The organism is Roseateles sp. GW821-FHT02E12 (assembly GCF_059421665.1).
The window spans coordinates 333,624-356,194 of the sequence record NZ_JBWKVK010000001.1; the positions used below are offsets into that span (position 1 = coordinate 333,624).

Annotated in this window: 21 protein-coding genes; 10 read left to right on the plus strand and 11 right to left on the minus strand. The window is 69.5% G+C overall.

Annotation, left to right across the window (positions count from 1 at the left end; genetic code table 11):
- Positions 1-75: 75 nt before the first annotated feature.
- The 3 genes from AC07V5_RS01520 to AC07V5_RS01530 are packed head-to-tail and all read left to right on the plus strand — an operon-like array spanning position 76 to position 1,953.
- Positions 76-552, plus strand: a complete 477-nt coding sequence (locus AC07V5_RS01520) for an SET domain-containing protein (RefSeq protein ID WP_495113710.1) — start codon at positions 76-78, stop codon at positions 550-552.
- A 4-nt stretch (positions 553-556) separates the two neighbouring features.
- The gene (locus tag AC07V5_RS01525) at positions 557-1,276 is read left to right on the plus strand and encodes a biotin--[acetyl-CoA-carboxylase] ligase (protein ID WP_495113711.1); all 720 of its coding nucleotides are present in this window, start codon (positions 557-559) and stop codon (positions 1,274-1,276) included.
- Entirely contained in the window at positions 1,273-1,953 is a 681-nt protein-coding gene (locus AC07V5_RS01530; RefSeq protein ID WP_495113712.1) for a hypothetical protein, read from the plus strand. The genes AC07V5_RS01525 and AC07V5_RS01530 overlap by 4 nt, the downstream gene beginning before the upstream one ends.
- Here the strand turns inward: AC07V5_RS01530 and AC07V5_RS01535 are convergent.
- The 4 genes from AC07V5_RS01535 to tkt form a co-directional block, all read right to left on the minus strand.
- Positions 1,936-3,981 (minus strand): S8 family serine peptidase, encoded by a 2,046-nt coding sequence (locus AC07V5_RS01535; RefSeq protein ID WP_495113713.1) that lies wholly within the window; start codon positions 3,979-3,981, stop codon positions 1,936-1,938. The genes AC07V5_RS01530 and AC07V5_RS01535 overlap by 18 nt on opposite strands.
- A gap of 131 nt (positions 3,982-4,112) precedes the next feature.
- Positions 4,113-5,111 (minus strand): type I glyceraldehyde-3-phosphate dehydrogenase, encoded by a 999-nt coding sequence (gene gap, locus AC07V5_RS01540; RefSeq protein ID WP_495113714.1) that lies wholly within the window; start codon positions 5,109-5,111, stop codon positions 4,113-4,115.
- Positions 5,112-5,192: 81 nt separating this feature from the next.
- Positions 5,193-6,227, minus strand: coding sequence for a hypothetical protein (locus tag AC07V5_RS01545; RefSeq protein ID WP_495113715.1), 1,035 nt, complete (start codon positions 6,225-6,227; stop codon positions 5,193-5,195).
- Positions 6,224-8,251 (minus strand): transketolase, encoded by a 2,028-nt coding sequence (gene tkt, locus AC07V5_RS01550; protein ID WP_495113716.1) that lies wholly within the window; start codon positions 8,249-8,251, stop codon positions 6,224-6,226. The genes AC07V5_RS01545 and tkt overlap by 4 nt, the downstream gene beginning before the upstream one ends.
- Before the next feature lie 124 nt (positions 8,252-8,375).
- Here tkt and AC07V5_RS01555 point away from each other — a divergent pair, with 124 nt between their 5' ends.
- A complete protein-coding gene (locus tag AC07V5_RS01555) occupies positions 8,376-8,990 on the plus strand; it encodes a hemerythrin domain-containing protein (RefSeq protein ID WP_495113717.1) in 615 nt (204 codons plus the stop codon).
- A 2-nt stretch (positions 8,991-8,992) separates the two neighbouring features.
- On the opposite strand, the gene AC07V5_RS01560 is transcribed toward AC07V5_RS01555, so the two are convergent.
- The 4 genes from AC07V5_RS01560 to AC07V5_RS01575 form a co-directional block, all read right to left on the minus strand.
- Complete coding sequence (locus AC07V5_RS01560) at positions 8,993-9,478, minus strand: hypothetical protein (protein ID WP_495113718.1); 486 nt, start codon at positions 9,476-9,478, stop codon at positions 8,993-8,995.
- A gap of 87 nt (positions 9,479-9,565) precedes the next feature.
- Positions 9,566-10,618, minus strand: a complete 1,053-nt coding sequence (locus AC07V5_RS01565; RefSeq protein ID WP_495113719.1) for a 2-oxoacid:ferredoxin oxidoreductase subunit beta — start codon at positions 10,616-10,618, stop codon at positions 9,566-9,568.
- Positions 10,615-12,450: a 2-oxoacid:acceptor oxidoreductase subunit alpha gene (locus tag AC07V5_RS01570; protein ID WP_495113720.1), complete on the minus strand. Its 1,836-nt coding sequence runs from the start codon at positions 12,448-12,450 to the stop codon at positions 10,615-10,617. The genes AC07V5_RS01565 and AC07V5_RS01570 overlap by 4 nt, the downstream gene beginning before the upstream one ends.
- Before the next feature lie 79 nt (positions 12,451-12,529).
- Positions 12,530-14,308, minus strand: coding sequence for an FAD-dependent oxidoreductase (locus tag AC07V5_RS01575; protein WP_495113721.1), 1,779 nt, complete (start codon positions 14,306-14,308; stop codon positions 12,530-12,532).
- Between the two features lie 161 nt (positions 14,309-14,469).
- Between AC07V5_RS01575 and AC07V5_RS01580 the strand changes: the two genes are divergently transcribed.
- A complete protein-coding gene (locus AC07V5_RS01580; protein ID WP_495113722.1) occupies positions 14,470-15,183 on the plus strand; it encodes an Hcp family type VI secretion system effector in 714 nt (237 codons plus the stop codon).
- On the opposite strand, the gene AC07V5_RS01585 is transcribed toward AC07V5_RS01580, so the two are convergent.
- Positions 15,161-15,829 (minus strand): phosphatase PAP2 family protein, encoded by a 669-nt coding sequence (locus AC07V5_RS01585; protein ID WP_495113723.1) that lies wholly within the window; start codon positions 15,827-15,829, stop codon positions 15,161-15,163. The two genes, AC07V5_RS01580 and AC07V5_RS01585, sit on opposite strands and share 23 nt — an antisense overlap.
- A gap of 25 nt (positions 15,830-15,854) precedes the next feature.
- Here AC07V5_RS01585 and AC07V5_RS01590 point away from each other — a divergent pair, with 25 nt between their 5' ends.
- From AC07V5_RS01590 to AC07V5_RS01605, 4 genes are read left to right on the plus strand one after another with little or no spacing between them, the layout of a single operon-like run.
- Entirely contained in the window at positions 15,855-16,841 is a 987-nt protein-coding gene (locus tag AC07V5_RS01590; protein WP_495113724.1) for a KpsF/GutQ family sugar-phosphate isomerase, read from the plus strand.
- Complete coding sequence (locus AC07V5_RS01595; protein ID WP_495113725.1) at positions 16,841-17,416, plus strand: KdsC family phosphatase; 576 nt, start codon at positions 16,841-16,843, stop codon at positions 17,414-17,416. The genes AC07V5_RS01590 and AC07V5_RS01595 overlap by 1 nt, the downstream gene beginning before the upstream one ends.
- 5 nt (positions 17,417-17,421) lie before the next feature.
- The gene (gene lptC / locus AC07V5_RS01600; protein ID WP_495115647.1) at positions 17,422-18,069 is read left to right on the plus strand and encodes an LPS export ABC transporter periplasmic protein LptC; all 648 of its coding nucleotides are present in this window, start codon (positions 17,422-17,424) and stop codon (positions 18,067-18,069) included.
- Complete coding sequence (locus tag AC07V5_RS01605) at positions 18,066-18,839, plus strand: SDR family oxidoreductase (RefSeq protein ID WP_495113726.1); 774 nt, start codon at positions 18,066-18,068, stop codon at positions 18,837-18,839. The genes lptC and AC07V5_RS01605 overlap by 4 nt, the downstream gene beginning before the upstream one ends.
- Here AC07V5_RS01605 and AC07V5_RS01610 read toward each other — a convergent pair.
- Positions 18,788-19,504: a hypothetical protein gene (locus AC07V5_RS01610; RefSeq protein ID WP_495113727.1), complete on the minus strand. Its 717-nt coding sequence runs from the start codon at positions 19,502-19,504 to the stop codon at positions 18,788-18,790. The genes AC07V5_RS01605 and AC07V5_RS01610 overlap by 52 nt on opposite strands.
- A 108-nt stretch (positions 19,505-19,612) precedes the next feature.
- A complete protein-coding gene (locus AC07V5_RS01615; protein WP_495113728.1) occupies positions 19,613-21,859 on the minus strand; it encodes a serine/threonine-protein kinase in 2,247 nt (748 codons plus the stop codon).
- Between the two features lie 23 nt (positions 21,860-21,882).
- On the opposite strand from AC07V5_RS01615, the gene AC07V5_RS01620 reads away from it, so the two are divergent.
- The gene (locus tag AC07V5_RS01620; RefSeq protein ID WP_495113729.1) at positions 21,883-22,410 is read left to right on the plus strand and encodes an ECF-type sigma factor; all 528 of its coding nucleotides are present in this window, start codon (positions 21,883-21,885) and stop codon (positions 22,408-22,410) included.
- Positions 22,411-22,571 lie beyond the last annotated feature (161 nt).

Genomic DNA, 22,571 nt, shown 5'->3' on the forward strand with positions numbered 1-22,571 from the left:
TCCCCTGCCTACAATCCGGGCCTCGCGCGCACCTACGCACGCGCGCACCCATGAAATCACCGTACCACAGGGCCGATGACCGCTAAAACCCCACGCCGCAAGATCGAAGTCCGTGATTCCGGCGTGCATGGCCGGGGGGTCTATGCGGTGGCGCCCATCGCCGCCGGCGCGCGCATCATCGAGTACACCGGCGAGCGCATCACCTGGGAGCAAGCCGTCGAGCGCCACCCGCATGATCCGGCCCAGCCCAACCACACTTTCTACTTCCACCTGGACGGCGGTCTCGTCATCGATGCACTGATCGGCGGCAACAACGCGCGCTGGATCAACCACGCCTGCGAGCCCAACTGCGAGGCCGACGAGGTCGATGGCCGCGTGTTCATCCAGGCGCTGCGCGACCTGGAGCCGGGCGAAGAGCTGTTCTACGACTACGGCCTGGTGCTGGACGACCGCCACACGGCCAAGGTCAAGAGGCAGTTCGCCTGCTGGTGCGGCGCGCTGACCTGCCGCGGCACCATGCTGGCGCCCAAAACCCGCCGTTCAGGGCGCTGAACCGATGGAACGGCGCCATCTCGCCGAATGCGGCTCGACCAACACCGAGGCGCTGGCCCATCTGCGCGATGGCGGTGGGCCGCTGCTGGTCTCGGCTTCGCGCCAGACCGCGGGCCGTGGCCGCCTCGGCCGCGCCTGGCAGAGCGATGAAGCCGCGCTGACCTTCTCCCTCGCCCTGCCGCTGCCCGCGGCGCTGGACCTGTCCGGCCTGTCGCTCGCTGTCGGCTGCACCGTCGCTGACACGCTCGACCCGACCGGCCAGCGCATCCAGCTCAAGTGGCCCAACGATCTCTTCCTGGATGGCGCCAAGCTCGGCGGCATCCTCATCGAGACCGTGCCGCTGCCAGCCGAGCAGCGCGGCGTCGTCATCGGCATCGGCCTGAACCTGCAACCCCTGCCCGAAGACGCCGACCGCAGCGCCTTCGCCAGCGGCCACGCAGCCCTGCAGACGCTGACCCCGGGCGCCACCGCGACCGCCACGCTGGACCGCTTGGCCCCCGCGCTGTGCGGCATGCTGGCCGATTTCGAGACCTTGGGCTTCGCGCCCTGGCAGGCTGCGTTCGCGCGGCGCGACCTGGCTGCGGGCCAGCGCGTGCGCGTGGGTGACCAACTCGGCACGGCGCGCGGCGTGTCCGCGCGTGGTGAACTGCTGCTGGAAACCGCCGCCGGCGTGCTGCCGATGAGCGGCGGTGAACTGAGCCTCAGATTGGAGACCTCCCCGTGATGCGCGTGATCGTGCTGGTGCTGCTGGCGGTGAACGCCCTCTTCTTCGTCTGGTCACGCGGCTGGCTGGACGCCGTGACCGGCCTGCCGGCCGACGGCGGCCGCGAGCCGCAGCGCCTGGCGGCTCAAGCGCACCCGGAGCGCATCCAGCCGCTGGCCGCCAGCGCCGCCGTGGCCCTGGCCCAGCGCAGCTGCCTGGAACTCGGCCCGCTGGAAGGCGACGCGGCCCTGGCCGGCGCACAGGCTGCCTTGCGCGGCCTCGGCGCCGAAGCCCAGGTGCGCAGCAGCGAGCAGCCGGGCGTGTGGGTGGTGGCCACCATCAAGCTCGCCGACCCCGAATTCCGCGCTCGCAAGGAAGCCACCTACAAAGGGCTGCGCCTCAATTTCGAGCCGCTGGAAGGCCTGCCCGCCGAGCAGCCGGCCTTCGTGCTGGGCAAGTACCCGAGCCAGGCCGAGGCAACCGCCGAGGTCGCGGCGCTGGACAAGCGGGGCCTGAAGGGCCTGCGCGTGCTGGCACTGAAGACACCGCTGAACCGCCACACGCTGGTCATCGCCCAGGCGGACGGCCTGCTGGCGGGCAAGCTCAAGGCGAGCAAGGACGCCGCCTTGGCCGCAGGCTTCAAGGCCTGCAGCGCCGCTTCATCCGCTCCAGCAGCCGCGTCAGCCGCGAGCAGCTGAGCGCCGCAGCGCCAGCGCTGCCAACAGCAGGCCGGCCAGCCAGGCCGCACTCGCCGCACCACCACCGCCGCCACCCCCGCTGGCAACAGGCGGCGTGACGACGGGCGCCGCCGCGACGCTGATGGTCGCGGTCTGGCTGTAGACGAGGCCGGCGCTGTCGGTCACGTCGGCGCGCACCGTGAAGCTGCCGGCCGCCGTCGGCGTGATCGTCGCGGTGGCCGTGGCGGCGCCGGAGGCGAAGGCCGTGGCGATACCCCCGCCGTCCACCACGACCCAGGCCGTCGACGCGACCGTACGGCCGGCGGGCAGGCCGGTGGCGGCGGCCGTCAGGGTCAAGGTCTGGCCGGCGGTCAGGCCGCTGGCGGGGCTTTGCGTGATGGCCACCGTCGTGCCATTCAGCGCCGCAGCCGCAGCCACGGCGGCAGCCGCGTCCACCATGCCGGCGCCGCAGGTGCTGGTCGTGCAATAGCACTCGTCCTGCACGGTGGCGCTGGGCGCCTTGCATTGCGGCGGGTTGGGGTCGGCCGAGCTGCCGCCACCCGTCGTCGGGAAGGGCCGCGCCGTGCTCTTGAGGATCTGTGTCGCCTCGACCGAGGTCAGGCCCGGCCGCACCGAGGCCATCAGGCCGACGATGCCGCTGACGATGGGCGCCGAGAAGCTGGTGCCCACCGAGGCCCCGCTGCCGGTGTAGGCACCGTCGGCGGCCACCGGCGTCGTCGTGCCGCTGTTGGTGGTGCTGACCATGGGGTAGAGGCAGGCCTGGCCGGTACCGACGTTGATGCAGTTGCCGCCCGGTGCGGCGATGGTCACCTCGGTGCCCAGGCTGGAGAAGCCGACCTTGGTGCCGACATGGCGCAGCGCCGCCACCGCGATGACGCCGGGGCAGTTGCCCGGCAGGCCAACGGCCTGGCCTTCCGAGTTGCCGGCAGCGACGACGACGGTAGCGCCGGCCGCGTTGATGGCCGTGATCGCCTCGCGGTAGAGGGCGCCGGTGCCGCTGGTGCCGCAGGTGCCGCCGCCGCCCAGGCTGAGGTTGAGCACCTTGGCCTTGTTGGCGTTGGCCGGCAGGCCCGGCACGGCAACGCCGGCCGCCCACTTCATGCCGGCAATGATGTCGCTGTCATAGCCGCCGCATTTGCCAAGCACGCGGATCGGCATGATCTTCAAGCCCCAGCCGACGCCGGCCATGCCGGTGCCGTTGTTGCTGAGCGCGCCGATCAAGCCCGACACACGCGTGCCATGCCAGGAGCTGTTGCCGATGTCGCTGCTGTCGCAGCCGCTGCCCAGCGCGCCGCCGTTGATGTCGGCCTGGCTCACCCAGTCGCCGGGGTCGGAGGGGTCGGCATCGGCACCGCCACCATCGTTGGCGATGGCCGTGGCCGTCGACCCGGGGCTGCCGAAGCCGATCATGTCGTAGCCGTTGACGAACTGACCCACGAGGTCGGGGTGGTCCATGCGCACGCCGGTGTCGAGCACGGCGACGATGACGCTGCCCGATCCGGTCGTCGTATCCCACGCCGCCGGCGCGTTGATGCTGGAGACCACCTGGCCGGCCGTGCTGCTGGGCTTCTTCAAGTACCACTGGTCGATGGTGCGGGCCTGGATGCCGCCGACCGTGGATTCCGCGTTCACGTCGGCGCCGCCGAACAGCGGGTCGTTGGGCAGCTTGGTGTGCTTGCGGCGTTGGTCCACCGCCACCAGCTCGACCTCGCCGTCCGCCGCGAGCCGCTTGGCGAGCTGGGCGCCCGTCAGCCCCTTGGCGAGGATCACCTGGGTGCGTTCGTCCAGGCTGATGCCGGCCGCCAGGCGGTGGCCGGTGCGCAGGCCCAGGGCCGTTGCGCGTGTCTGCGCCACCTCGCGCGCCTCGGCGCGTGTGGCCCGCAGCGCCATGGCCTTGGCGCGCACGCTGTCGGCCTGCGGCTTGAAGCGCACGATGACCCGCGCTTCAGCGTCGGCAGTCTGGGCCAGGGTGGGCACGCAAGCCAGCGCGGCCAGGGTGGCGATCAACAGCGGACGCAGGGACTTCATGACGGCGGACTCGAGCGGTGCGGGACCGGCCAGTTTAGGCGCGGCCCCGGGAGCCGTTCGCAAACAAATGTGGCGTGCAAGAAAGCAGAAGGCCCCGCCGGGGCGGGGCCTTCATGGGCGTGTCAAACAGCTCAGCCGTTGACGACGCGCACCATCTCCAGGCACTTGTTCGAGTAACCCCACTCGTTGTCGTACCAGGACACGAGCTTGATGAAGGTGCTGTCCAGCGCGATGCCGGCGTCGGCGTCGAAGATCGACGTGCGCGCGTCGCCACGGAAGTCGGTGGCCACGACCTTGTCCTCGGTGTAGCCCAGCACGCCCTTCAGCGCGCCTTCGCTCTGGGCCTTGAACTCGGCGCAGATCTCTTCATAGCTGGCGTCCTTCAGCAGCTCGACGGTCAGGTCGACGACCGACACGTCGCTGGTCGGCACGCGGAAGCTCATGCCCGTGAGCTTCTTGTTCAGCTCGGGGATGACCTTGCCGACAGCCTTGGCGGCGCCGGTGCTGCTGGGGATGATGTTCTCCAGGATGCCGCGGCCGCCGCGCCAGTCCTTGTTGCTCGGGCCGTCGACGGTCTTCTGCGTGGCAGTGGCGGCGTGCACGGTGGTCATCAGGCCGCGCTTGATGCCCCACTTGTCGTTCAGCACCTTGGCCAGCGGGGCCAGGCAGTTGGTCGTGCAGGAGGCGTTGGAAATGATGGCTTCGCCGGCGTACTTGGTGTGGTTCACACCGAAGACGAACATCGGCGTCTCGTCCTTGGAGGGAGCCGAGAAGATGACTTTCTTGGCGCCTGCGGCCAGGTGCTTCTCGCCGCCGGCCTTGTCCAGGAAGATGCCCGTGGCTTCGATGACGGTGTCGGCGCCGACTGCGGCCCACTGCAGTTCCGACGGGTCCTTCACCGCGGTCAGGCGGATGCGCTTGCCGTTGACGACGAGGGTGTTGCCGTCCACCGAGACCTCACCATCGAACCTGCCGTGCACGCTGTCGTACTTCAGCATGTAGGCCAGGTAGTCGGGCTCCAGCAAGTCGTTGATCGCAACGACTTCGATGTCCTTGAAATTCGCGATGGCGGCACGGAACACCATGCGCCCGATGCGGCCGAAGCCGTTGATGCCGATCTTGATGGTCATGGGAGAGTCTCCAGGAGGTTAAGAATTCTCGTCGGGCGGCATTCTCGGCGATTCGCGGTACGGCGTGGTTTCAGCGCGATTTCAGCTCTCGCCAGCGAGGTTGAGCGTGCCGCAGGGCACGTCGATCTGCAGTTGGCTGTTGAAGAGGTCATTGGCCATCTCTTCGGATTTGAAATCGAACTGCAAAGTCTCAAGCCAACGCAGGAAGCCGACCCGGTTGGGGTCGACAGGACCCGCCACGGTTGCTTGATGCGGCAGGCCGCCGCCGCCCAGGACGAAGCTCACGTTGAACGGGCAGGCCATGGTCTTCAGGTCGAAGTGCGCCTGCAGCTTCCTGGGCTCCCGCGTCATGCCGAGGAAATCCACCAGCGCGAAGCGATCGCGCTTGAAGCCATACCGGTGCTTGTTGTCCGGGAACATGCTGAATCGCTGCTCGATCGTGCGCGGCTTGTCTTGCGCGGTACGACAGGGCATGCGGTACTCGGACACCCAGGCACGCACCGTCTGCTCGAGGCTGGCGGAAGCCTTCGCGTAGGTGAACTTCACCTCAGGCGGTTGCTGGCCATCGCCCTTGAACGTGATCTCCGCGACCAGATGCTCGGCCTGCGGCCGGCTCCAACCAATCTTGTAGTCCATCGCGCGCCTGGGCATCACGACGCAGAGTGGGGTCTGCTCTCCCGGCTCCGCAGGCATGGGCGTGGGATCGCGGTCGTGGTTCTGGAAGGTGAAGTCCTGGACCGCGCTCACCACGCCGTCCTCGGGCTGCAGGCAGGGAAGGCGATAGCGAGCCACGTAGTCGAAAACCTGGTCCTGCATGTCCTCGCGCGCCGAATTGGACAGCACCTCGACCGTCGGCTTGGCGTTGGGTTTGCCGAACTTCAGCAGCAGTCGCATCGCGCCGTACTCACGGTCCAGCTTGTCGCGCTCCGGATACCGCGGTGGATTCGCAGGCTTGACCAGGCAACCCAGGCGCTGGGCCTCGCTGCGCGGCAGGACTTCGGTCTGGGCACTGGCGCCATGCGCAGCAGTGCCCAATAGAGCGGCAATCAACCATCTGCGCATCTGTTCCCCCCGGTTTTTTTGATGCCGGGAGGTTGTAGCGCAGACAAGCTTCATTTCTTCTTCAGCACCGCCTTGACCGTGGCCGCGACGTTCTCAGGCGTGAAGCCGAAATGCTTGAACAGCACGCCAGCCGGAGCCGATTCACCGAAGGTGTCGATGCCGACGACGGCGTCGACACCGTACTTCCACCAGAAATCGCTGACGCCCATTTCGACGGCCACGCGCGGCAGGCCCTTGGGCAGCACGCTCTTCTTGTAGTCCTTGTCCTGGCGGTCGAACACGTTGGTCGACGGCATGGAAACGACGCGCACCTTGATGCCTTCGTCGGCCAGCAGCGCCTTGGCAGCCATGGCCAGCTGCACCTCGGAGCCGGTGGCGATGATGACGGCCTCGGCCTTGCTGTTGCCCTTGGCGCTGACGGGGTCGAACAGCACGTAGGCGCCCTTGGCGATCTCGTCGACGTTGGTCTTGGGCGAGTAGGTCAGGTTCTGGCGGCTCAGGGCCAGCAGGCTGGGGCGCTGCGCGTTGCCGATGGCCATGGTCCAGGCGACGACGGTCTCGGTCGTGTCGGCCGGGCGCCAGACGTCCAGGCCCGGGATCAGGCGCAGGCTGGCGACATGCTCGACGGACTGGTGGGTCGGGCCGTCTTCACCCAGGCCGATGGAGTCGTGCGTCATCACGTGGATGACGCGCGTCTTCATCAGCGCGGCCATGCGGATGGCGTTGCGGCTGTAGTCGCTGAAGGTCAGGAAGGTGCCGCCGTAGGGGATGAAGCCGCCGTGCAGGGCCACGCCGTTCATGATGGCGGCCATGCCGAACTCGCGCACGCCGTAGTTGATGTGGCGGCCGTTGTTGGGCGTGCCGTCAGCAGCAATGCGCAGGGCCGGCGTGCTGGACGTGTTGGTCAGGTTGGAGCCGGTCAGGTCGGCGCTGCCGCCCAGCAGTTCGGGCAGGGCGAGCGTGAAGGCTTCCAGTGCCAGTTGGCTGGCCTTGCGGCTGGCAACGGTCTGCGACTCGGCATGGGCCTTGACGACGGCGTCCACGGCGACTTGCGCGAAGTTGGCGGGCAGCACGCCGGCCATGCGGCGCTGGAACTCAGCGGCCAGCTCGGGGTGGGCTTCGGCGTAGGCGTCGAAGCGGGTGTCCCAGTCGCTTTCGAGCTTGTCGCCACGTTCCTTGGCGTCCCAGGCGGCATAGACCTCGGCCGGCACGGCGAAGGGCTCGTGCTCCCAGGCGAGGGCCTCGCGGGTCAGCTTGATCTCTTCGGCGCCCAGCGGCTCGCCGTGGGCCTTGGCCGTGTTGGCGCGGTTGGGCGAGCCCTTGCCGATGGCCGTCTTGGCGATGATCAGCGTCGGCTTGTCGGTGCTCTCCTTGGCCTTGCCGATGGCATCGTCGAGGGCGTCGACCTCATGGCCGTCCACCGGGCCGATGACGTTCCAGCCATAGGCCTGGAAGCGCTTGGCGGTGTCGTCGGCGAACCAGGGAGCAACCTGGCCGTCGATGGAGATGCCGTTGTCGTCGTAGATGGCGACGAGCTTGTTCAGCTTCCAGGCGCCGGCGAGCGACGCGGCCTCGTGGCTGATGCCTTCCATCAGGCAGCCGTCGCCCAGGAAGACATAGGTGTGGTGGTCGACGATCTCGTGGCCTTCGCGGTTGAAGTCACGCGCCAGCAGCTTCTCGGCCAGGGCCAGGCCCACGGCATTCGTCACGCCCTGGCCCAGCGGGCCGGTCGTCGTCTCGATGCCCGGGGTGATGCCCACTTCGGGGTGGCCCGGCGTCTTGCTGTGCATCTGGCGGAAGTTGCGCAGCTCATCGATGGGCAGGTCGTAGCCCGTCAGGTGCAGCAGCGCGTAGATCAGCATCGAACCGTGGCCGTTGGACAGCACGAAGCGGTCGCGGTTGGCCCAGTGCGGGTTGGCCGGGTTGTGCTGCAGATGGTGGCCCCACAGCGCGACGGCGATGTCGGCCATGCCCATGGGTGCGCCCGGGTGGCCGGAGTTGGCCGCCTGCACCGCGTCCATCGCGAGGGCGCGGATCGCGTTGGCCATGAGGGTGGGGGAGGCGGTCGATGCTGTCATGGCCGGGGCTTTCTTGGGCTGGAAGGGCAAAACCAGGGATTTTACGGGGGTGACTTTGTCGAAGGTCCTGCGGCCTTGATCCAGCGCAAGGCCAGCCGCCCGGCGAAGCGCGACGCTTGGTCCCATGCCCTCCTCGACCATGCCCCTGGCGGTGCGCGTCATCCGCGCGGAGCACGACGCCCTCGCAGCCATGTTGCGCACCGTGCCGCTGCTGCTGGACGCCCAGCGCCAAGTCGGCACGCCGCCCGACTTCGGCGCGCTGCGGGCCATGCTGTTCTACGTGGACGAGTTCCCCGAGCGCCTGCACCACACCAAGGAAAGCGCGCTGCTGTTCCCCAAGCTGCGCGCGCTGGCGCCGGACCTGCGCGAGGTGCTGGACGACCTGGATGCGGACCACGCCCAGGGCGAACGCGCCATCCGCGAGCTGCAGCACAGCCTGCTGGCCTGGGAGCAGATGGGCGAGCCCCGGCGCGAGAAGTTCGAGCAGCAGCTCAAGGTCTACACGGCGCGCTACCTGCGCCACATGCGGCGCGAGGAGACCGAGATCCTGCCGCGCGCGGCGGCCCTGCTGTCGCCCGAGGACTGGGCCGACCTGGACGAGGCCTTCGGCAGCCACCAGGACCCGCTCGCGCCACGCGCCGGCCAGCCGGTGGACGAGGCCTATGCGCCGCTGAGGCAGCGCATCCTGGCGGCTCTGCCGGCGCCGCTTGGGTGGGGGCCCCCGCTGGGGCCGGCCTAGATTTACTTGGCCGGTGCCGCCGTGCAGGCCTTGGCCGCGGCCAGCCCGCGCAGGAAGCCGCGCCGGACGCCACCGGCCGTGATGGCCGCGTTGACCTGGCGGGCATAGCGCTCGGCGCCGCTCAACTTGCGGATCCAGCCGCGGAACGGGACGACGCCCTCGGCCGTGCGCTGCAGCGCGCCGGTGGCAGCGTCCTCGCCGCGGTCCAGCAGGCCGGGGTTCCCGGCAGTGTGAGGCGCATCGAGATCGGGGCCGAGCACCTCGTCCAGCGCACGGATGCTGGCCGCGATGCCGGGGCAGCTGGCGTCCATCGGCTGGGCATAGGGCGCCGCGGCCGCGGCCTTCAGCACTTCGGGGATCTCGGCGCGAACGACGTTGAGGTCGGACAGCGGCGTGGTCGCGGCGGTGGCGACCTTGTCCTGGTTGGAGCTGGCACAGGCGGTCAGGACGAGGACCGCGGCGAGGAGGGTGAGGTGGTGTGGGCGCATGGCCCGCGCATCATCTCAGAGGCGCGCGGCCGTCCGGAGCCTCTGAGAGCCCCCTTGGGGGCAGCGAGCAACGCGAGCGTGGGGGCCTCATCTCAGCCCGGCATTGATCTTGGCGAGTGCGGCGGAGCCGGGGCAGAGTGCTTTTTCACCAAGCGTGTTCAAGGCAGCTGCCGCCGTGCGCTGGGCAGCGTGCCAATCCTTGGCCGCCGCATCGACGTAGAGCAGGCCGGTGGCGATCTCGCCGGCCGCGGCGCGTAGCTGCATCGCGTTCATCGCATTTAGGCGGTCGGTGGGGTCGTAGTCGGGTGCCATCTTTCTAAGCCGCAGCATGCTGCCATCGGCTTGCGGCACGTCGATGACGTCGGGCGAGTGCTCGACGACCTGCTCGGCAGCGAGGTCGATGAAGTCGATGCGGTTCAGCGCCTCGTTGTGCTCGCGAACGTGGTCATAGCTGCGTGTCGAGCCGGTGTGGTTGTTGAAGGCCACGCAGGGGCTGATGACGTCGATGAAGGCGGCGCCGCCATGCCGCATGGCCGCCTCGATGAGGGGAACGAGCTGGGCCTTGTCGCCCGAGAAGCTGCGCGCGACAAAGGTGGCGCCCAGCTGCAGCGCCAGCGCGGCGAGGTCGATGGCCGCGTCGTTGTTGGTCGCGCCCTTTTTGGCGACCGAGCCCTTGTCGGCCGTGGCGCTGAACTGGCCTTTCGTCAAGCCGTAGACGCCGTTGTTCTCGACGATGTAGACCATGCGAACGCCGCGGCGCATCGCGTGGGCGAACTGGCCCAGGCCGATGGAGGCGGAGTCGCCGTCGCCCGACACGCCGAGGTAGAGCAGCTCGCGGTTGGCCAGGTAGGCGCCGGTCAGCACACTGGGCATGCGGCCGTGCACGGTGTTGAAGCCGTGGCTGGCGCCGAGGAAGTAGTCGGGCGTCTTGCTGGAGCAGCCGATGCCGCTGAGCTTGGCGACGCGATGCGGCTCGATGTCCAGCTGCCAGCAGGCCTGCACGATGGCGCTGGAGATGGAGTCGTGGCCGCAGCCGGCGCACAGCGTCGAGACCTTGCCTTCGTAATCGCGGCGCGTGTAGCCGACGGCGTTCTTCGTCAGGCTGGGGTGGTGCAGCTTCGGTTTGGCGAGATAGGTCATGCGGCGCTCCTCGGGGCCGTGGCCAGCGCATGCACATGGCGCGTGATCGCGTCGACGATGAAGCGCGCCGTGATGGGTGTGCCGTCGAAGTGCAGCACCGGCATGAGGTGCTTGGGCGCCACCTCCAGCTCGTTGACGAGCATGCGGCGCATCTGCGCATCGCGGTTCTGCTCGACGACGAAGACCGTGTCGTGGGCCGCGATGAACTCCGCCACGCTGGGTGGGAAAGGGTAGGCACGCAAGCGCATCGCGTCGATGTGGATGCCGGCCTCGGCGAGCGCGGCCAGGGCCTCGTCCATGGCCGGCGCCGTGGAGCCGAAGTACAGGACCGCGACACGCGTCTTCTGCGCGGCGGCGCGCACCAGCGGTTGCGGCACCAGCCGCGCGGCGGTCGCGAACTTGGCGCGCAGGCGTTCGACGTTGCGGATGTAATCCTCCCCACGCTCGGAGTAGATGGCGGCTTCGTTGCGCGTGGTGCCGCGCGTGAAATAAGCGCCCTTGCTCGCGTGCGTGCCGGGCAGCGTGCGCCACGGAATGCCGTCGCCGTCGACGTCCTTGTAGCGCGCGAAGGGCGTGCCGGCTTCGAGCTGCTCGGCCGTCATGACCTTGCCGCGGTCGTAGCGGCGCTCATCGTTCCATTCGAGCGGGGCGCACAGGCGCTGGTTCATGCCGATGTCGAGGTCGCTCATCAGGAAGACGGGCGTCTGCAGGCGCTCGGCCAGGTCCAGTGCGTCGGCGGCGAACTCGAAGCATTCGCGCGGGTCCTCGGGCAGCAGCAGCACGTGCTGGGTGTCGCCGTGCGAGGCGTAGGCGCTGCTGAGCAGATCGGCCTGCTGCGTGCGCGTGGGCATGCCGGTGCTGGGGCCGCCGCGCTGCACGTCGATGACGACGAAGGGGATCTCGGCGAAGTAGGCCAGGCCCAGGAACTCGGTCATCAGCGACACGCCGGGGCCGGATGTGGCCGTGAACGCGCGTGCGCCATTCCAGCCCGCGCCAGTGATGATGCCGATGGACGCGATCTCGTCCTCGGCCTGCACGATGGCGTAGCGCTTCTCGCCCGTCTCGGGGTCGGTGCGGAACTTCACCGCGTACTTCTCGAAGGCTTCGGCGACGGACGACGACGGCGTGATCGGGTACCAGGCGCAGACGGTGGCGCCGCCGTAGACGCAGCCCAGGGCCGTCGCCGCATTGCCCTCCATGAAGATCTTGTCGCCCACCTTGTCTGCGTGCTTCACCTTCAGGCCGAAGGGCTGCACCGAAAGATGGTCGCGCGCGAACTCGCGGCCCGCGTGCAGGGCGCGCACGTTGGAGTCCAGCAGCCTCTCCTTGCCCTTGTACTGCTCGGCAAACAGCTTCTCGATCACCTCGGCCGCGATACCTATCAACTCACTCAGCGCCCCCAGCACGAGGATGTTCTTGAACAGCGTGCGCTCGCGCGGCACGTCGTAGGTCGCGTTGCAGATGGCCGTGGCGGGCATGCCGATGACGTGGATGTCGGGCCGGAAGGCGCTAGCCGGCATCGGCTTGGTGGAGTCGTAGAACAGGTAGCCGCCGGGCTGGATCTCAGCCAGGTCCTGCGCCCAGGTCTGCGGGTTCATGGCCACCATCAGGTCCACGCCGCCGCGCCGGCCCAGCCAGCCAGCCTCGCAGACGCGCACCTCGTACCAGGTCGGCAGGCCCTGGATGTTGCTCGGGAAGATGTTGCGCGGGCTGACCGGCACGCCCATGCGCAGGATGGCCCGCGCGAACAGCTCGTTGGCCGAGGCCGAACCCGAGCCATTGACGTTGGCGAACTTGACGACGAAGTCGTTGACGGCTTCGATGCGGCTCATGCGGCCTCCCGACGGGCCGTCCCTAGGGAGGCCGAGCCCCCTCGGGGGGCAGCGCGCGAAGCGCGCGTGGGGGTTGTCGTCATGCCACCTCCTTGCGCGTCGCGTGATCGCGGCTGGCGGCGCCCGCCTTGGCGGTGACGAGAAGGAACTTCTGCATGTCCCAGGCCCCCGTCGGACAGCGCTCGGCGCACAGCCCGCAATGCAGGCAGACATCTTCGTCCTTGGCCATCACGCGGCCGGTCTTCAATCCACCTTCGACATAGATGTCCTGCGCCAGGTTCAGTGCCGGCGCCTTCAGCCGCTCGCGCAGGTCGTCGCCGTTGTCGGTGAAGGTGATGCTGTCCATCGGGCAGATGTCCACGCAGGCGTCGCACTCGATGCAGAGCTTGGGCGCGAACACGGTCTGCACATCGCAGTTCAGGCAGCGCTGCGCCTCCTTGAAGGCGCTCGCCGCATCGAAGCCCAGCTCCACCTCGACCTTGATGCTGGCCAGCGCGATGTTGGCAGCCGTCCAGGGCACCTTGCTGCGCAGGTCGTTGGTGATGGCGTTGTCGTAGCTCCACTCGTGGATGCCCATCTTCTGGGACACGAGGTTGACGTGCGGCTGTGGGCGCTGCGCGACCGGCTCGCCATGCAGCAAGCGGTCGATGCTGACAGCGGCCTCGTGGCCGTGGGCTACCGCCGTGATGATGTTCTTCGGGCCGAAGGCCGCGTCGCCGCCGAAGAAGACATGGGGCAGCGAGGACTGGAAGCTCTTGGCGTCCAGCACCGGCAGGCCGTGCTCGTCGAAGGCGATGCCCGAGTCCCGTTCGATCCACGGGAAGCTGTTCTCCTGGCCGACGGCGATCAGCACCTCGTCGCAGGGGATGACGATCTCCTCGCCCGTCTGCGCCTTCTTGAAGCGCATGCCCGTGAGCTTGCCGTCCACATGCTCGAAAGCCAGCGGCACATGGAAGTCGAGGATGGGGATGCCTTCGTGTTCGGCGTCTTCCTTCTCCCACGGCGAGGCCTTCATCTGCGCATAGCCGCTGCGAACGGTCACGGTGACCGAGGAAGCACCCAGCCGCCGCGCCGAGCGGCAGCAGTCCATCGCCGTGTTGCCGCCGCCCAGCACGATGACGCGCGGGGCGACGCTGGTCACATGGCCGAAGCTGACGCTGGCCAACCAGTCGATGCCGATGTGGATCTGCTCGGCCGCCTCTTGCCGGCCCGGCAGCGGCAGGTCGCGCCCGCGCGGGGCGCCGCAGCCGACGAAGACAGCGTCGAAACCTTCGCCCAGCAGCGCCTTCATGGACTCGATGCGCTGCCCGGCCCGCCACTCGACCCCCAGGCCGAGGATGTAACCGCACTCCTCGTCGATGACGCGTTCGGGCAGCCGGAAACGCGGGATCTGCGTGCGGATGAAGCCGCCGGGCTTGGCCTCGCCATCGAACACGGTGACGGCATAACCTTCCAGGGCCAGGTCACGTGCCACCGCCAGCGACGCCGGCCCCGCGCCCACGCAGGCCACGCGCTTGTTCTTGCGCGCCGCCGGCTTGGGGATCATGGCGCGGAAGCCGTCGCTCTTGTTGTCCGCCGCCACGCGCTTCAAGCGGCAGATGGCGACCGGCTCGGGCTTGGCGGCCTGCTTCTCTTCGACGCGACCACGCCGGCAGGCCGGCTCGCAGGGTCGGTCGCAGGTGCGCCCCAGCACGCCGGGAAAGACGTTGCTGACCCAGTTGACCCAATAGGCCTCGTCATGCCGGCCCTGGGCAATGAGCCGGATGTATTCGGGCACCGGCGTGTGTGCCGGACAGGCCCATTGGCAATCGACGACCTTGTGGAAATAGGTCGGGTCCGAGATATCGGTCCGCTGCACGGTGTCTCCTCCGTGGTGCCTTTTTTGTCGGGCCAGTCTAGGACTGCACCCCGCGGCCCGGTCACGTGGAAACCCTTTGCAAGCTGGGGATGTTGCAACACCTTGTCGCGGCGCAGCATGCCCGGCCGACCGCTTCCGGCCGACGCCTCGAAAGGACAAGCATGACCTCCATCACATCCAGGCTGCGCATCGCGGCCATCGCACTGGGCCTGGTCGCCTGCAGCAGCGCCTTCGCCGCCAACAAGTACTACCTGCAGCTCACCGACATTCCCGGCGAGTCCACGGTCAAGGACCACGAGAAGTGGATAGAAGTCCTGAGCTTCTCCTGGGGCGTGACCAACGCCAGCAGCAGCGGCAGCGGTGCCGGCGTGGGCAAAGCCTCGTTCAACGACCTGGCCTGGACCCAGGCCGTCGACAGCTCCACACCCAAGCTCTTCATCGCGCTGGCCACCGGCAAGGACATCGCCAACGCGGAGCTGGACGTCGCCAAAGTGGCCGGCGGCAGCGAGCAGGTGTTCTTCAAGATGCAGTTCGAGCACACGGTCGCCACGCGGCTGCAGATCGGCAGCGGGGGCGGCGATGTGCTGTTCGGCCAGGCCGCCGTGAGCTCAGGCGAGGTCGTGACGCTCAGCTACCGCGCGCAAAAGGCCGACGGCAGCTTCGACGCCTGGGTCACGGGTCGCTTCGACATCAAGAGCAACTCGACGCAGATCCTCTTCAGCGGCAACCCTGATGTGCTGAACGGCCTGTTCGGCGCCGGCGGCGACATCGCCTTCGACGCTGGCGCCATCAGCGTCGTTCCAGAGCCGGCCAGCGTGGCACTGCTGCTGGGCGGCCTGGGCGCCCTGATGCTCAGGCGGCGCCAGCTCGCTTGAGCCGCCCGGGGCCGAGCTGGGCCGCGGCCACGGTCACGGCCCAGCAGATCCAGCCCGTCCACAGGGTGTGGCTGGGGTAGTGGGCACCGCGCACCATCTGCCCCAGGCCGTAGATGGCGCCGAGCACGACGACAGCCACCAGCCAGGCCCGTGCGGCCCGCGGATAGGCGCGCGCCAGCGCCCAGCCCCCGGCCAGGTAGGCAAAGGCCGCGCTGGCGTGGCCCGACGGGAAGCAATGCCCGCCGCCGCCATCCTTCACGCCGAAGGCCCAGTGCGACACATATTGCGCCGCACCGCCGAACTCGGTCAGGTCCCAGGGGCAGCTGCTCAGGCTGAAGCGCTTGATGAGCGAGATGACGGCCAGGCAGACCAGGGTCACGACGAGCCACCAGGTCCGCTCGCGCCGGGTGAGCGCCGGCAGCAGCCTGGGCCATAGGTTGAGCAGCACGATGAAGCCCATGGCCACGTAGGACACGATGCGGCCGCCCTCGTGGATCAGCGCCCGCGTGACCCAGGCCTCCCGCAGCGCGAAGCCGCTGGCGTCGCCCACCTGGCGCACGGCCCAGAGATCGAGATGGCTGGCGTCCCAGGCCAGCAGCAGCGCCAGGGCCAGCGCGACCCAGCGAAACGGTAGGAGTTTTTGCATCGGGCGCATTGTCTACACTGGCTCGATGTCTCCCGTTTCCTTCGATGCCGAGCGGGCCATCCGCATCGGCCGTGACGCGCTGCAGGTCGAGGCCCGCGCGCTGACCGACCTGGTGCCCCGCCTCGGCGATGCCTTCGCCCGCGCCATCCAGCTCACCCTCGCCTGCCGCGGCCGCGTGGCCGTGATGGGCATGGGCAAGAGCGGCCACGTCGGCCGCAAGATCGCCGCGACGCTGGCCTCCACGGGCACGCCCGCCCTGTTCGTCCACCCCGCCGAGGCGGCCCACGGCGACCTCGGCATGGTGACGGCCGGCGACGTCGTGCTGGCGCTGTCCAACTCCGGCGAGAGCGACGAGCTCAACGCCATCCTGCCGGTGCTCAAGCGCCTGGGCATTCCCGTCATCGCGATGACGGGGCGCGCCGAATCCAGCCTCGCCGCCCACGCCGACGTGGTGCTCGACAGCGCCGTGGCCGAGGAGGCCTGCCCGCTGCAGCTCGCGCCCACGGCCAGCACGACGGCGCAGATGGCCTTGGGCGATGCGCTGGCCGTGGCCCTGCTGGATGCACGCGGCTTCAAGGCCGAGGACTTCGCCCGCTCCCACCCCGGCGGCGCCCTGGGCCGCAAGCTGCTCACGCATGTGCGCGACCTGATGCGCTCGGGCGACGCCCTGCCCCGCGTGGCGGCCGACACCGGTTTCACCGACCTGATGCGCGAGATGAGCGCCAAGGCCCTGGGCATGGCCGTCATCGTCGATGCCGAGGACCGCGTGCAGGGCATCTTCACCGACGGCGACCTGCGCCGCCTTGTCGAGCAAGGGCGCGACCTGCGCGCACTGACCGCCGCCGAGGTGGCCCATGCCAAGCCGCGCACCGTCGGTGCCGAGGCCCTGGCGGTGGACGCGGCGGACCTGATGGAAGCTGCCCGCATCACCGTCGTCCTCGTCGTCGATGCTCAGCAGCACCTGCTCGGCGCCATCAGCATCAACGACCTGATGAGAGCCAAGGTGATCTGATGGCGGCGCTGAGCTTCCCCCCCGAACTTCTCGTCAAGGCCCAGGGCACGGGCCTGGCCATCAAGCTGGCCATCTTCGACGTCGACGGCGTGCTGACCGACGGCCGCATCTACATCAGCGACGCCGGTGAGGAATTCAAGGCCTTCAACACGCTGGACGGCCATGGCCTGAAGTCGCTGCAGCAGGTGGGCATCACACCGGTCATCGTCACCGGCCGCGACAGCCCCGCCGTGCGCCGTCGCGTCGCCGACCTGGACCTGGCCCATGCCGTCTACGGCGCCCGCGACAAGCTCGCCGCCGCCGAACCTCTGCTGGCTCAACTCGGCGCGAGCTGGGGCGAGGTGGCCGTGATGGGCGACGACTGGCCCGACCTGCCGCTGATGACGCGCGCCGGCTTCGCCTGTGCCCCGCCCGGTGCCCACGCCGAGGTGCTGGCCATTGCCCACCACGTCACCCGCGCGGCGGGCGGCTACGGCGCGGCGCGCGAGTACTGCGACATCCTGCTGATGGCCAGCGGCCACTACGAGCGCCTGCTGAACGCCCACCACGCGACGCTGGACGGGGGCAAGCCTTGAGCGCGGTGCTGCCCGCGCCCGCACCGCGCCGGCAAAAGCTGCGCCCCTGGCTGTGGCGCGCGCAGACGCTGGTCTCCAACTACCTGCCGTTGCTGCTGATGGCCTTGCTGGCCAGCGGCACCTGGTGGCTGGTGAAGAACACGCCGATGCTGGACGCACCGGGCGAGATCGCGCCGCCGCGCCACCTGCCCGACTACCGCATGGCCAACTTCGAGATCCAGCGCATCGGCGCCGATGGCCGGCTGCATGTGCAGATCTCCGGCGCCGAGCTGCGCCACTACCCCGACACCGACACCGTCGAGATCGACCAGGCCCGCGTGCGCGCCATCGCGCCGGACGGCAGCCTGGCCATCGCCGAGGCCAAGCGGGCCATCAGCAATGGCGACGGCAGTGACATGCAGCTCATCGGCAGCGTGCACCTGCGCCGCCTGGCGCCGGGCGCCGGCGAGAACACACCGGCCCAGCTCGAAGTGCGTGGCGAGTTCCTGCAGGCCCTGTCCAACGCCGAGATCCTGCGCTCCCACCTGCCGGTCACCATCCGCCAGGGTGGCTCGACGCTGAACGCGCAGAACTTCGAGTACCGGCACCTGACCGGCCAGGTCAGCTTCACGGGCAAGGCGCAAGGGCAGATCGTGTCGAAGGGCGGCAGATGACTGAGCTGGTCTTCATCACCGGCGCCTCCAGCGGCATCGGCCAGGCCCTGGCGCTGCGCTACTACCGCGACGGCGCCCGGCTGGCCCTCGTTGCGCGCCGCACTGCCGAGGTGGAGCGCTGGGCGGCCGAGCAGAAGCTCGACGCGGCCCGCTTCAAGATCTACGGCGCCGACGTGGCCGACCTCGACGCGATGGCCCGCATCGGCCGCGAATGCATCGCCGCGCAAGGCCTGCCGGACGTCGTCATCGCCAACGCCGGCATCAGCATCGGCATGGACACGGCCCACTTCGACGACCTCGAAGTGATGCGCCGCACCTTCGAGACCAACAACGTCGGCCTGGCCGCCACCTTCCACCCCTTCGTCGCGGCGATGAACGAGCGCCGCTCCGGCACGCTGGTGGGCGTGGCCAGCGTTGCCGCCATCCGCGGCCTGCCGGGGCATGGCGCCTACAGCGCCAGCAAGTCCGCCGTCGTCGCCTACTGCGAGAGCCTGCGCGGCGAGTGCCGGCCCTTCGGTGTGCGCGTGGTTACCCTCCTGCCAGGCTATATCGACACGCCGCTGACGCGGGGCAACCGCTACTCCATGCCCTTCCTGATGCAGGCCGAGGACTTCGCCGACCAGGCCGTGCGCAGCATCCGCGCCCAGGTCAGCTACCGCGTCATCCCGTGGCAGATGGGCGTGCTGGCCAAGGTGCTGCGGCTGCTGCCCAACTGGCTCTATGACCGCGCGCTGAGCGGGCGGGCACGCAAGAAGCGGGCGGGCGAGTAGGCGGCCAGCAGGCCCGCCAGGCAGAGTGCCAGAGAGGCAGGCTCAGGCACAGAGTTCTGCCCGGCGGCGCCGCCTTGCTGCACGGCAGCACTCCATACGCCACCCGAGTAGGTAGAGCCGCCCTCCGAGCCGCCGTAGCAGTAGATCGATTGGCAGCGCACGAGGTCCGCGTAGTTCACGCGCTCTTGCAGATAAAAGCCCGGGCCGCCGTACTGCGGATCGATGTAGCCCGAGTCCACGTAGAGCAGGGCATCGCTGGCGTGGCCGGCAGGCAGACCCGGCACGTTGATGGGCGCGTTGTTGATGTAGAAGTTGCTGCGCAGGATCTGGCCGCTGGCGCCCGTCCAGACGTACAGCGAAAAATAGGCCGCCGCCGTGCTGCTGTCGACGTGGGTCGCGGCCTGGCCGCCATCGAAAGACCAGCTCTGCAACAGGTTCGTGATGAGCAGGGGCGCATTCCCTTGACCGAGGTTGGCCGCCAGCGGGGCGGCCAGCGTGAAGTCGAGCGTGGCCGCGTGCTGCGGAGCGGCGTAGGTGGCAAAGCCGTGGCCTGAGTTTTCCATCCAGGTCTGCCAGGCCGACGCCTCGAAGTGGTAGGTCACCGGGTTGGCTTGGACGGCGGGTGCGGTCAGCACAGCGAGGGCGATCAGCAGGGCACGGGTCATGGGGGTCTCCGAAGCAGGTGGCGGGGCCACCGCAGCGGTGGGCCTCTTCGGTTTACGCGGGCTGCGGTGCCGCTACGGCTCACGCGCCGCCCCCCGCAGGCCGGGGGGTCAGCGCGCCAGCGTCTTCAGCGCCAGCAGCGTTTCGCGCTGCTCGGGCGTGGACGCAGCGGCCAAGCCTTGCTCCACGACGGCCAGCGCCTCGACCGTGCGGCCGGCCGCCAGCAGTGCGCGGGCATGGTGGGGCGCCAGCGCCGAGCGGCGTGCGACCCAGGCGTTGGCCGGATTGGCCGCGTGCTCGCGCTGCAGGGTCTCGTTCATCGTCCAGCCCCGCGTGCTGGCGGCCAGCGACCCGGCCGCGTCGCCGGCATGCAGCAGGATCTTGCCAAGGTTGATGGCCTCGGTGACCAGGGCGTCGCGGTACTCGACATCGTCCGGCAGCTCGCGCAGCACCGTGTCGCGTGCCGCCAGGGCCTGGCGGCCGAGCGCCACGGCCGCGTCGGTCTCGTTCAGCGCGTCGCGCACCAGCGCCTCGGCACCGTCCACCGAGCCCTGCAGGTAGACGATCTCGGCATGGTGGGCCTCGGCTTCCAGCACCTTCAACTCGTCACGGGCGCGGGCCTGGTCGGCAATGGCGTCCTGGGGACGGTTCAGATGCTGGCCGCCAGGCTTGAAGAAGAACTGGCTGCGCAGGTGCAGCGCGCGGGCGTGCTCGACCTGCAGCGCACGGCGGTCCTCGGCCTGCGCCTTGGGCAAGGCGGTGACCGCGCGGTTCAGCAGTGGCAGCACCGGCTCCAGCAGCGCCAGGCCCGCCGCCGCCCGCCCCTGCACGCGCTCGGCCCGCGCAGAGGACTCCACCGCACGCACGAACCAGATGATGAAGTCGGTGTCAGCCAGGCGCTGGTCCACCACCGAGCGGCCGAGCTCCAGCGCGCGTGCGGCATGGGCCTGGGCCTGCTCGCCACGCTTCAGGCTGGAACTGGTGTCGTTGAACTCGATGTCGGCCAGCCGCGCATAGGCCATGGCGGCGCTGGCGCGCAGCTCGGCGTCGTCGGCGCTGAGGTTGGCCAGGCTGTCCAGCGTGCCCACCATCTGCTGCAGCAGCTCGGCCTTGATGGCCATGCCACCGGGAACGTAGGTGACGGCGTCGCCGAAGCGGAACACCGCCTCGCGGGTGATCTGCTTGACGCTGGCCAGCCGCTGCTCGGCCTTCTTCGCTTGCCACAGCGCAGCACTGGCGCCGCCCAGCACCGACACCAGCGACAGGCTCACCAGGCCCGTCGTCAGCGGGTTGCGGCGCACGAACTTGGCCGCGCGCTCGACCCGCCCCGGCGCCCGCGCGCTGACCGGGTAGCCGCCGAGGTAGCGGCGCAGGTCGGCCGCGAAGGCGTCGACGCTGGCGTAGCGCTCGTCCACCGGCTTGGCCAGGGCCTTGAGCAGGATGTTGGCGAGATCGGGCGCCAGCGCGGGTGCAGCCGGGGCTTCATTCAGCACGGCCTGGCTCTGCTCGGCGGGCGTGCTGGCTGCGCGGCCATAGGGCGGCTGGCCCGTCAGCAGGCGGTAGAGCAACACGCCGAGGGAATAGATGTCGGTGCCCGTGGTGATGACTTCGCCCTTGATCTGCTCGGGGCTGGCATAGGCGGGCGTGAAGGGGCGCTGCTCGAACACGGTGGCGTCCAGCGCGCCGTAGCTGGTCGGGTCCAGCGCCTTGGCGATGCCGAAGTCCAGCAGCTTGACCTGGTTGTCGTCGTCCACCATCACGTTGCCGGGCTTGATGTCGCGGTGCACGACCAGCTTGCGGTGTGCATGGGCCACGGCCTCGGCGAGCTGCAGGAAGAGCTCGATGCGGGCACGTTCAGGCAGGCCCTCGGCGACTTCGTCGATGGCGCGGCCGGTCACGAACTCCATGACCAGGTACGGCCGCCCCTCGGGGCTGACGCCGGCATCCAGCAGCCTCGCGATGTGCGGATGCTGCATCTGCGCCAGCACTTGCTGCTCCTGGGCAAAGCGCTGCGCGAAGGCGCTCGCGTCCAGGCCCGGGCGCAGCAGCTTGACGGCCGCCTGGGCGTCGAAACGCCCGTCGGCCCGCTGCGCGCGCCAGACCTCGCCCATGCCGCCCGCGCCGATGCGCTCCACCAGCTGCCAGGCGCCCAATCGAGCCGGCGCGGGGGCCGCCCAGGCGGGCAACGGCGGCCAGTCGCCGGGGCCGGTGGACTGCGCGAGCAGTGCACGCGCCTCGTCGCGCAGCGCCGCATCCACGTCCTGCGTGGCCAGCCAGGCCTCGCGCTCGGCGGCCGGCTGCTCCAGCGCCTGCTCGAACAACGCACGTACTTGCATCCAGCGAGCAGCAGCATCCATCAACGGCACTATCCTCGCGCCCCATGGACGCCCGCAAGGATGCAAACACCGACGCGCTGTTCGCCGAGCTCTACGCCGAACTGCGCTCGCTGGCGCGCGGCCGGCTGCGCCACGAGCGGCCGGGGCACACCCTGTCGGCCACGTCGCTGACGCACGAAGCCTACGAGCGCCTCGCGGCGCAGCGCCTGAGCGAATGGCAGAGCCGCAGCCACTTCCTTGCGATGGCGGCCACGATGATGCGGCGCATCCTGGTCGACCACGCGTTGGCCCGCGCGGCAGACAAGCGCAGCGCGGAGCTGGTGACGCTGTCGGCCGCCGATTGGGTGGAAGACGATGCCGCCGCCGCGCCGCTGGAGCTGCTGGACCTGCACCGCGCGCTGGAGGAGTTTGCGCTGCTCGACGAGCGCGCCGCGCGCGTCGTCGAGATGCGCTACTTCGGCGGGCTGGAGATCGAAGAGATCGCTGAAGGCCTGAGCTGTTCGCCGGCGACGGTCAAGCGCGATTGGGTGGTCGCGCGCGCGTGGCTGAAGTCACGCCTTGGCAGCCTCTGAAATCGCTGGCTACACTGCGCGCCTTCGACCCGAGAGCTGCCACCGACGCGGCTGAGGAGGACATCATGGCCAAGGTTCTGCACCCCTGCTAACGCCCGCACGCTGCACCTGACTGCAGCGTCACAAGCCTGCCTGCGCCTCGCGCACGCCCCATGACTCCC

Bases quoted from the DNA above. Each gene is read 5' to 3' on its own strand.
- AC07V5_RS01560 (WP_495113718.1), bottom strand. From the start codon at position 9,478: ATGCGCCCACACCACCTCACCCTCCTCGCCGCGGTCCTCGTCCTGACC.
- AC07V5_RS01620 (WP_495113729.1), top strand. From the start codon at position 21,883: ATGGACGCCCGCAAGGATGCAAACACCGACGCGCTGTTCGCCGAGCTC.
- AC07V5_RS01535 (WP_495113713.1), bottom strand. From the start codon at position 3,981: ATGAAGTCCCTGCGTCCGCTGTTGATCGCCACCCTGGCCGCGCTGGCT.
- AC07V5_RS01605 (WP_495113726.1), top strand. From the start codon at position 18,066: ATGACTGAGCTGGTCTTCATCACCGGCGCCTCCAGCGGCATCGGCCAG.
- AC07V5_RS01570 (WP_495113720.1), bottom strand. From the start codon at position 12,450: ATGAGCCGCATCGAAGCCGTCAACGACTTCGTCGTCAAGTTCGCCAAC.
- AC07V5_RS01545 (WP_495113715.1), bottom strand. From the start codon at position 6,227: ATGAAGCTTGTCTGCGCTACAACCTCCCGGCATCAAAAAAACCGGGGG.
- AC07V5_RS01595 (WP_495113725.1), top strand. From the start codon at position 16,841: ATGGCGGCGCTGAGCTTCCCCCCCGAACTTCTCGTCAAGGCCCAGGGC.
- AC07V5_RS01585 (WP_495113723.1), bottom strand. From the start codon at position 15,829: ATGCAAAAACTCCTACCGTTTCGCTGGGTCGCGCTGGCCCTGGCGCTG.
- gap (WP_495113714.1), bottom strand. From the start codon at position 5,111: ATGACCATCAAGATCGGCATCAACGGCTTCGGCCGCATCGGGCGCATG.
- AC07V5_RS01565 (WP_495113719.1), bottom strand. From the start codon at position 10,618: ATGACCTATCTCGCCAAACCGAAGCTGCACCACCCCAGCCTGACGAAG.
- AC07V5_RS01555 (WP_495113717.1), top strand. From the start codon at position 8,376: ATGCCCTCCTCGACCATGCCCCTGGCGGTGCGCGTCATCCGCGCGGAG.
- AC07V5_RS01590 (WP_495113724.1), top strand. From the start codon at position 15,855: ATGTCTCCCGTTTCCTTCGATGCCGAGCGGGCCATCCGCATCGGCCGT.
- AC07V5_RS01525 (WP_495113711.1), top strand. From the start codon at position 557: ATGGAACGGCGCCATCTCGCCGAATGCGGCTCGACCAACACCGAGGCG.
- AC07V5_RS01615 (WP_495113728.1), bottom strand. From the start codon at position 21,859: ATGGATGCTGCTGCTCGCTGGATGCAAGTACGTGCGTTGTTCGAGCAG.
- AC07V5_RS01580 (WP_495113722.1), top strand. From the start codon at position 14,470: ATGACCTCCATCACATCCAGGCTGCGCATCGCGGCCATCGCACTGGGC.
- AC07V5_RS01610 (WP_495113727.1), bottom strand. From the start codon at position 19,504: ATGACCCGTGCCCTGCTGATCGCCCTCGCTGTGCTGACCGCACCCGCC.
- tkt (WP_495113716.1), bottom strand. From the start codon at position 8,251: ATGACAGCATCGACCGCCTCCCCCACCCTCATGGCCAACGCGATCCGC.
- AC07V5_RS01520 (WP_495113710.1), top strand. From the start codon at position 76: ATGACCGCTAAAACCCCACGCCGCAAGATCGAAGTCCGTGATTCCGGC.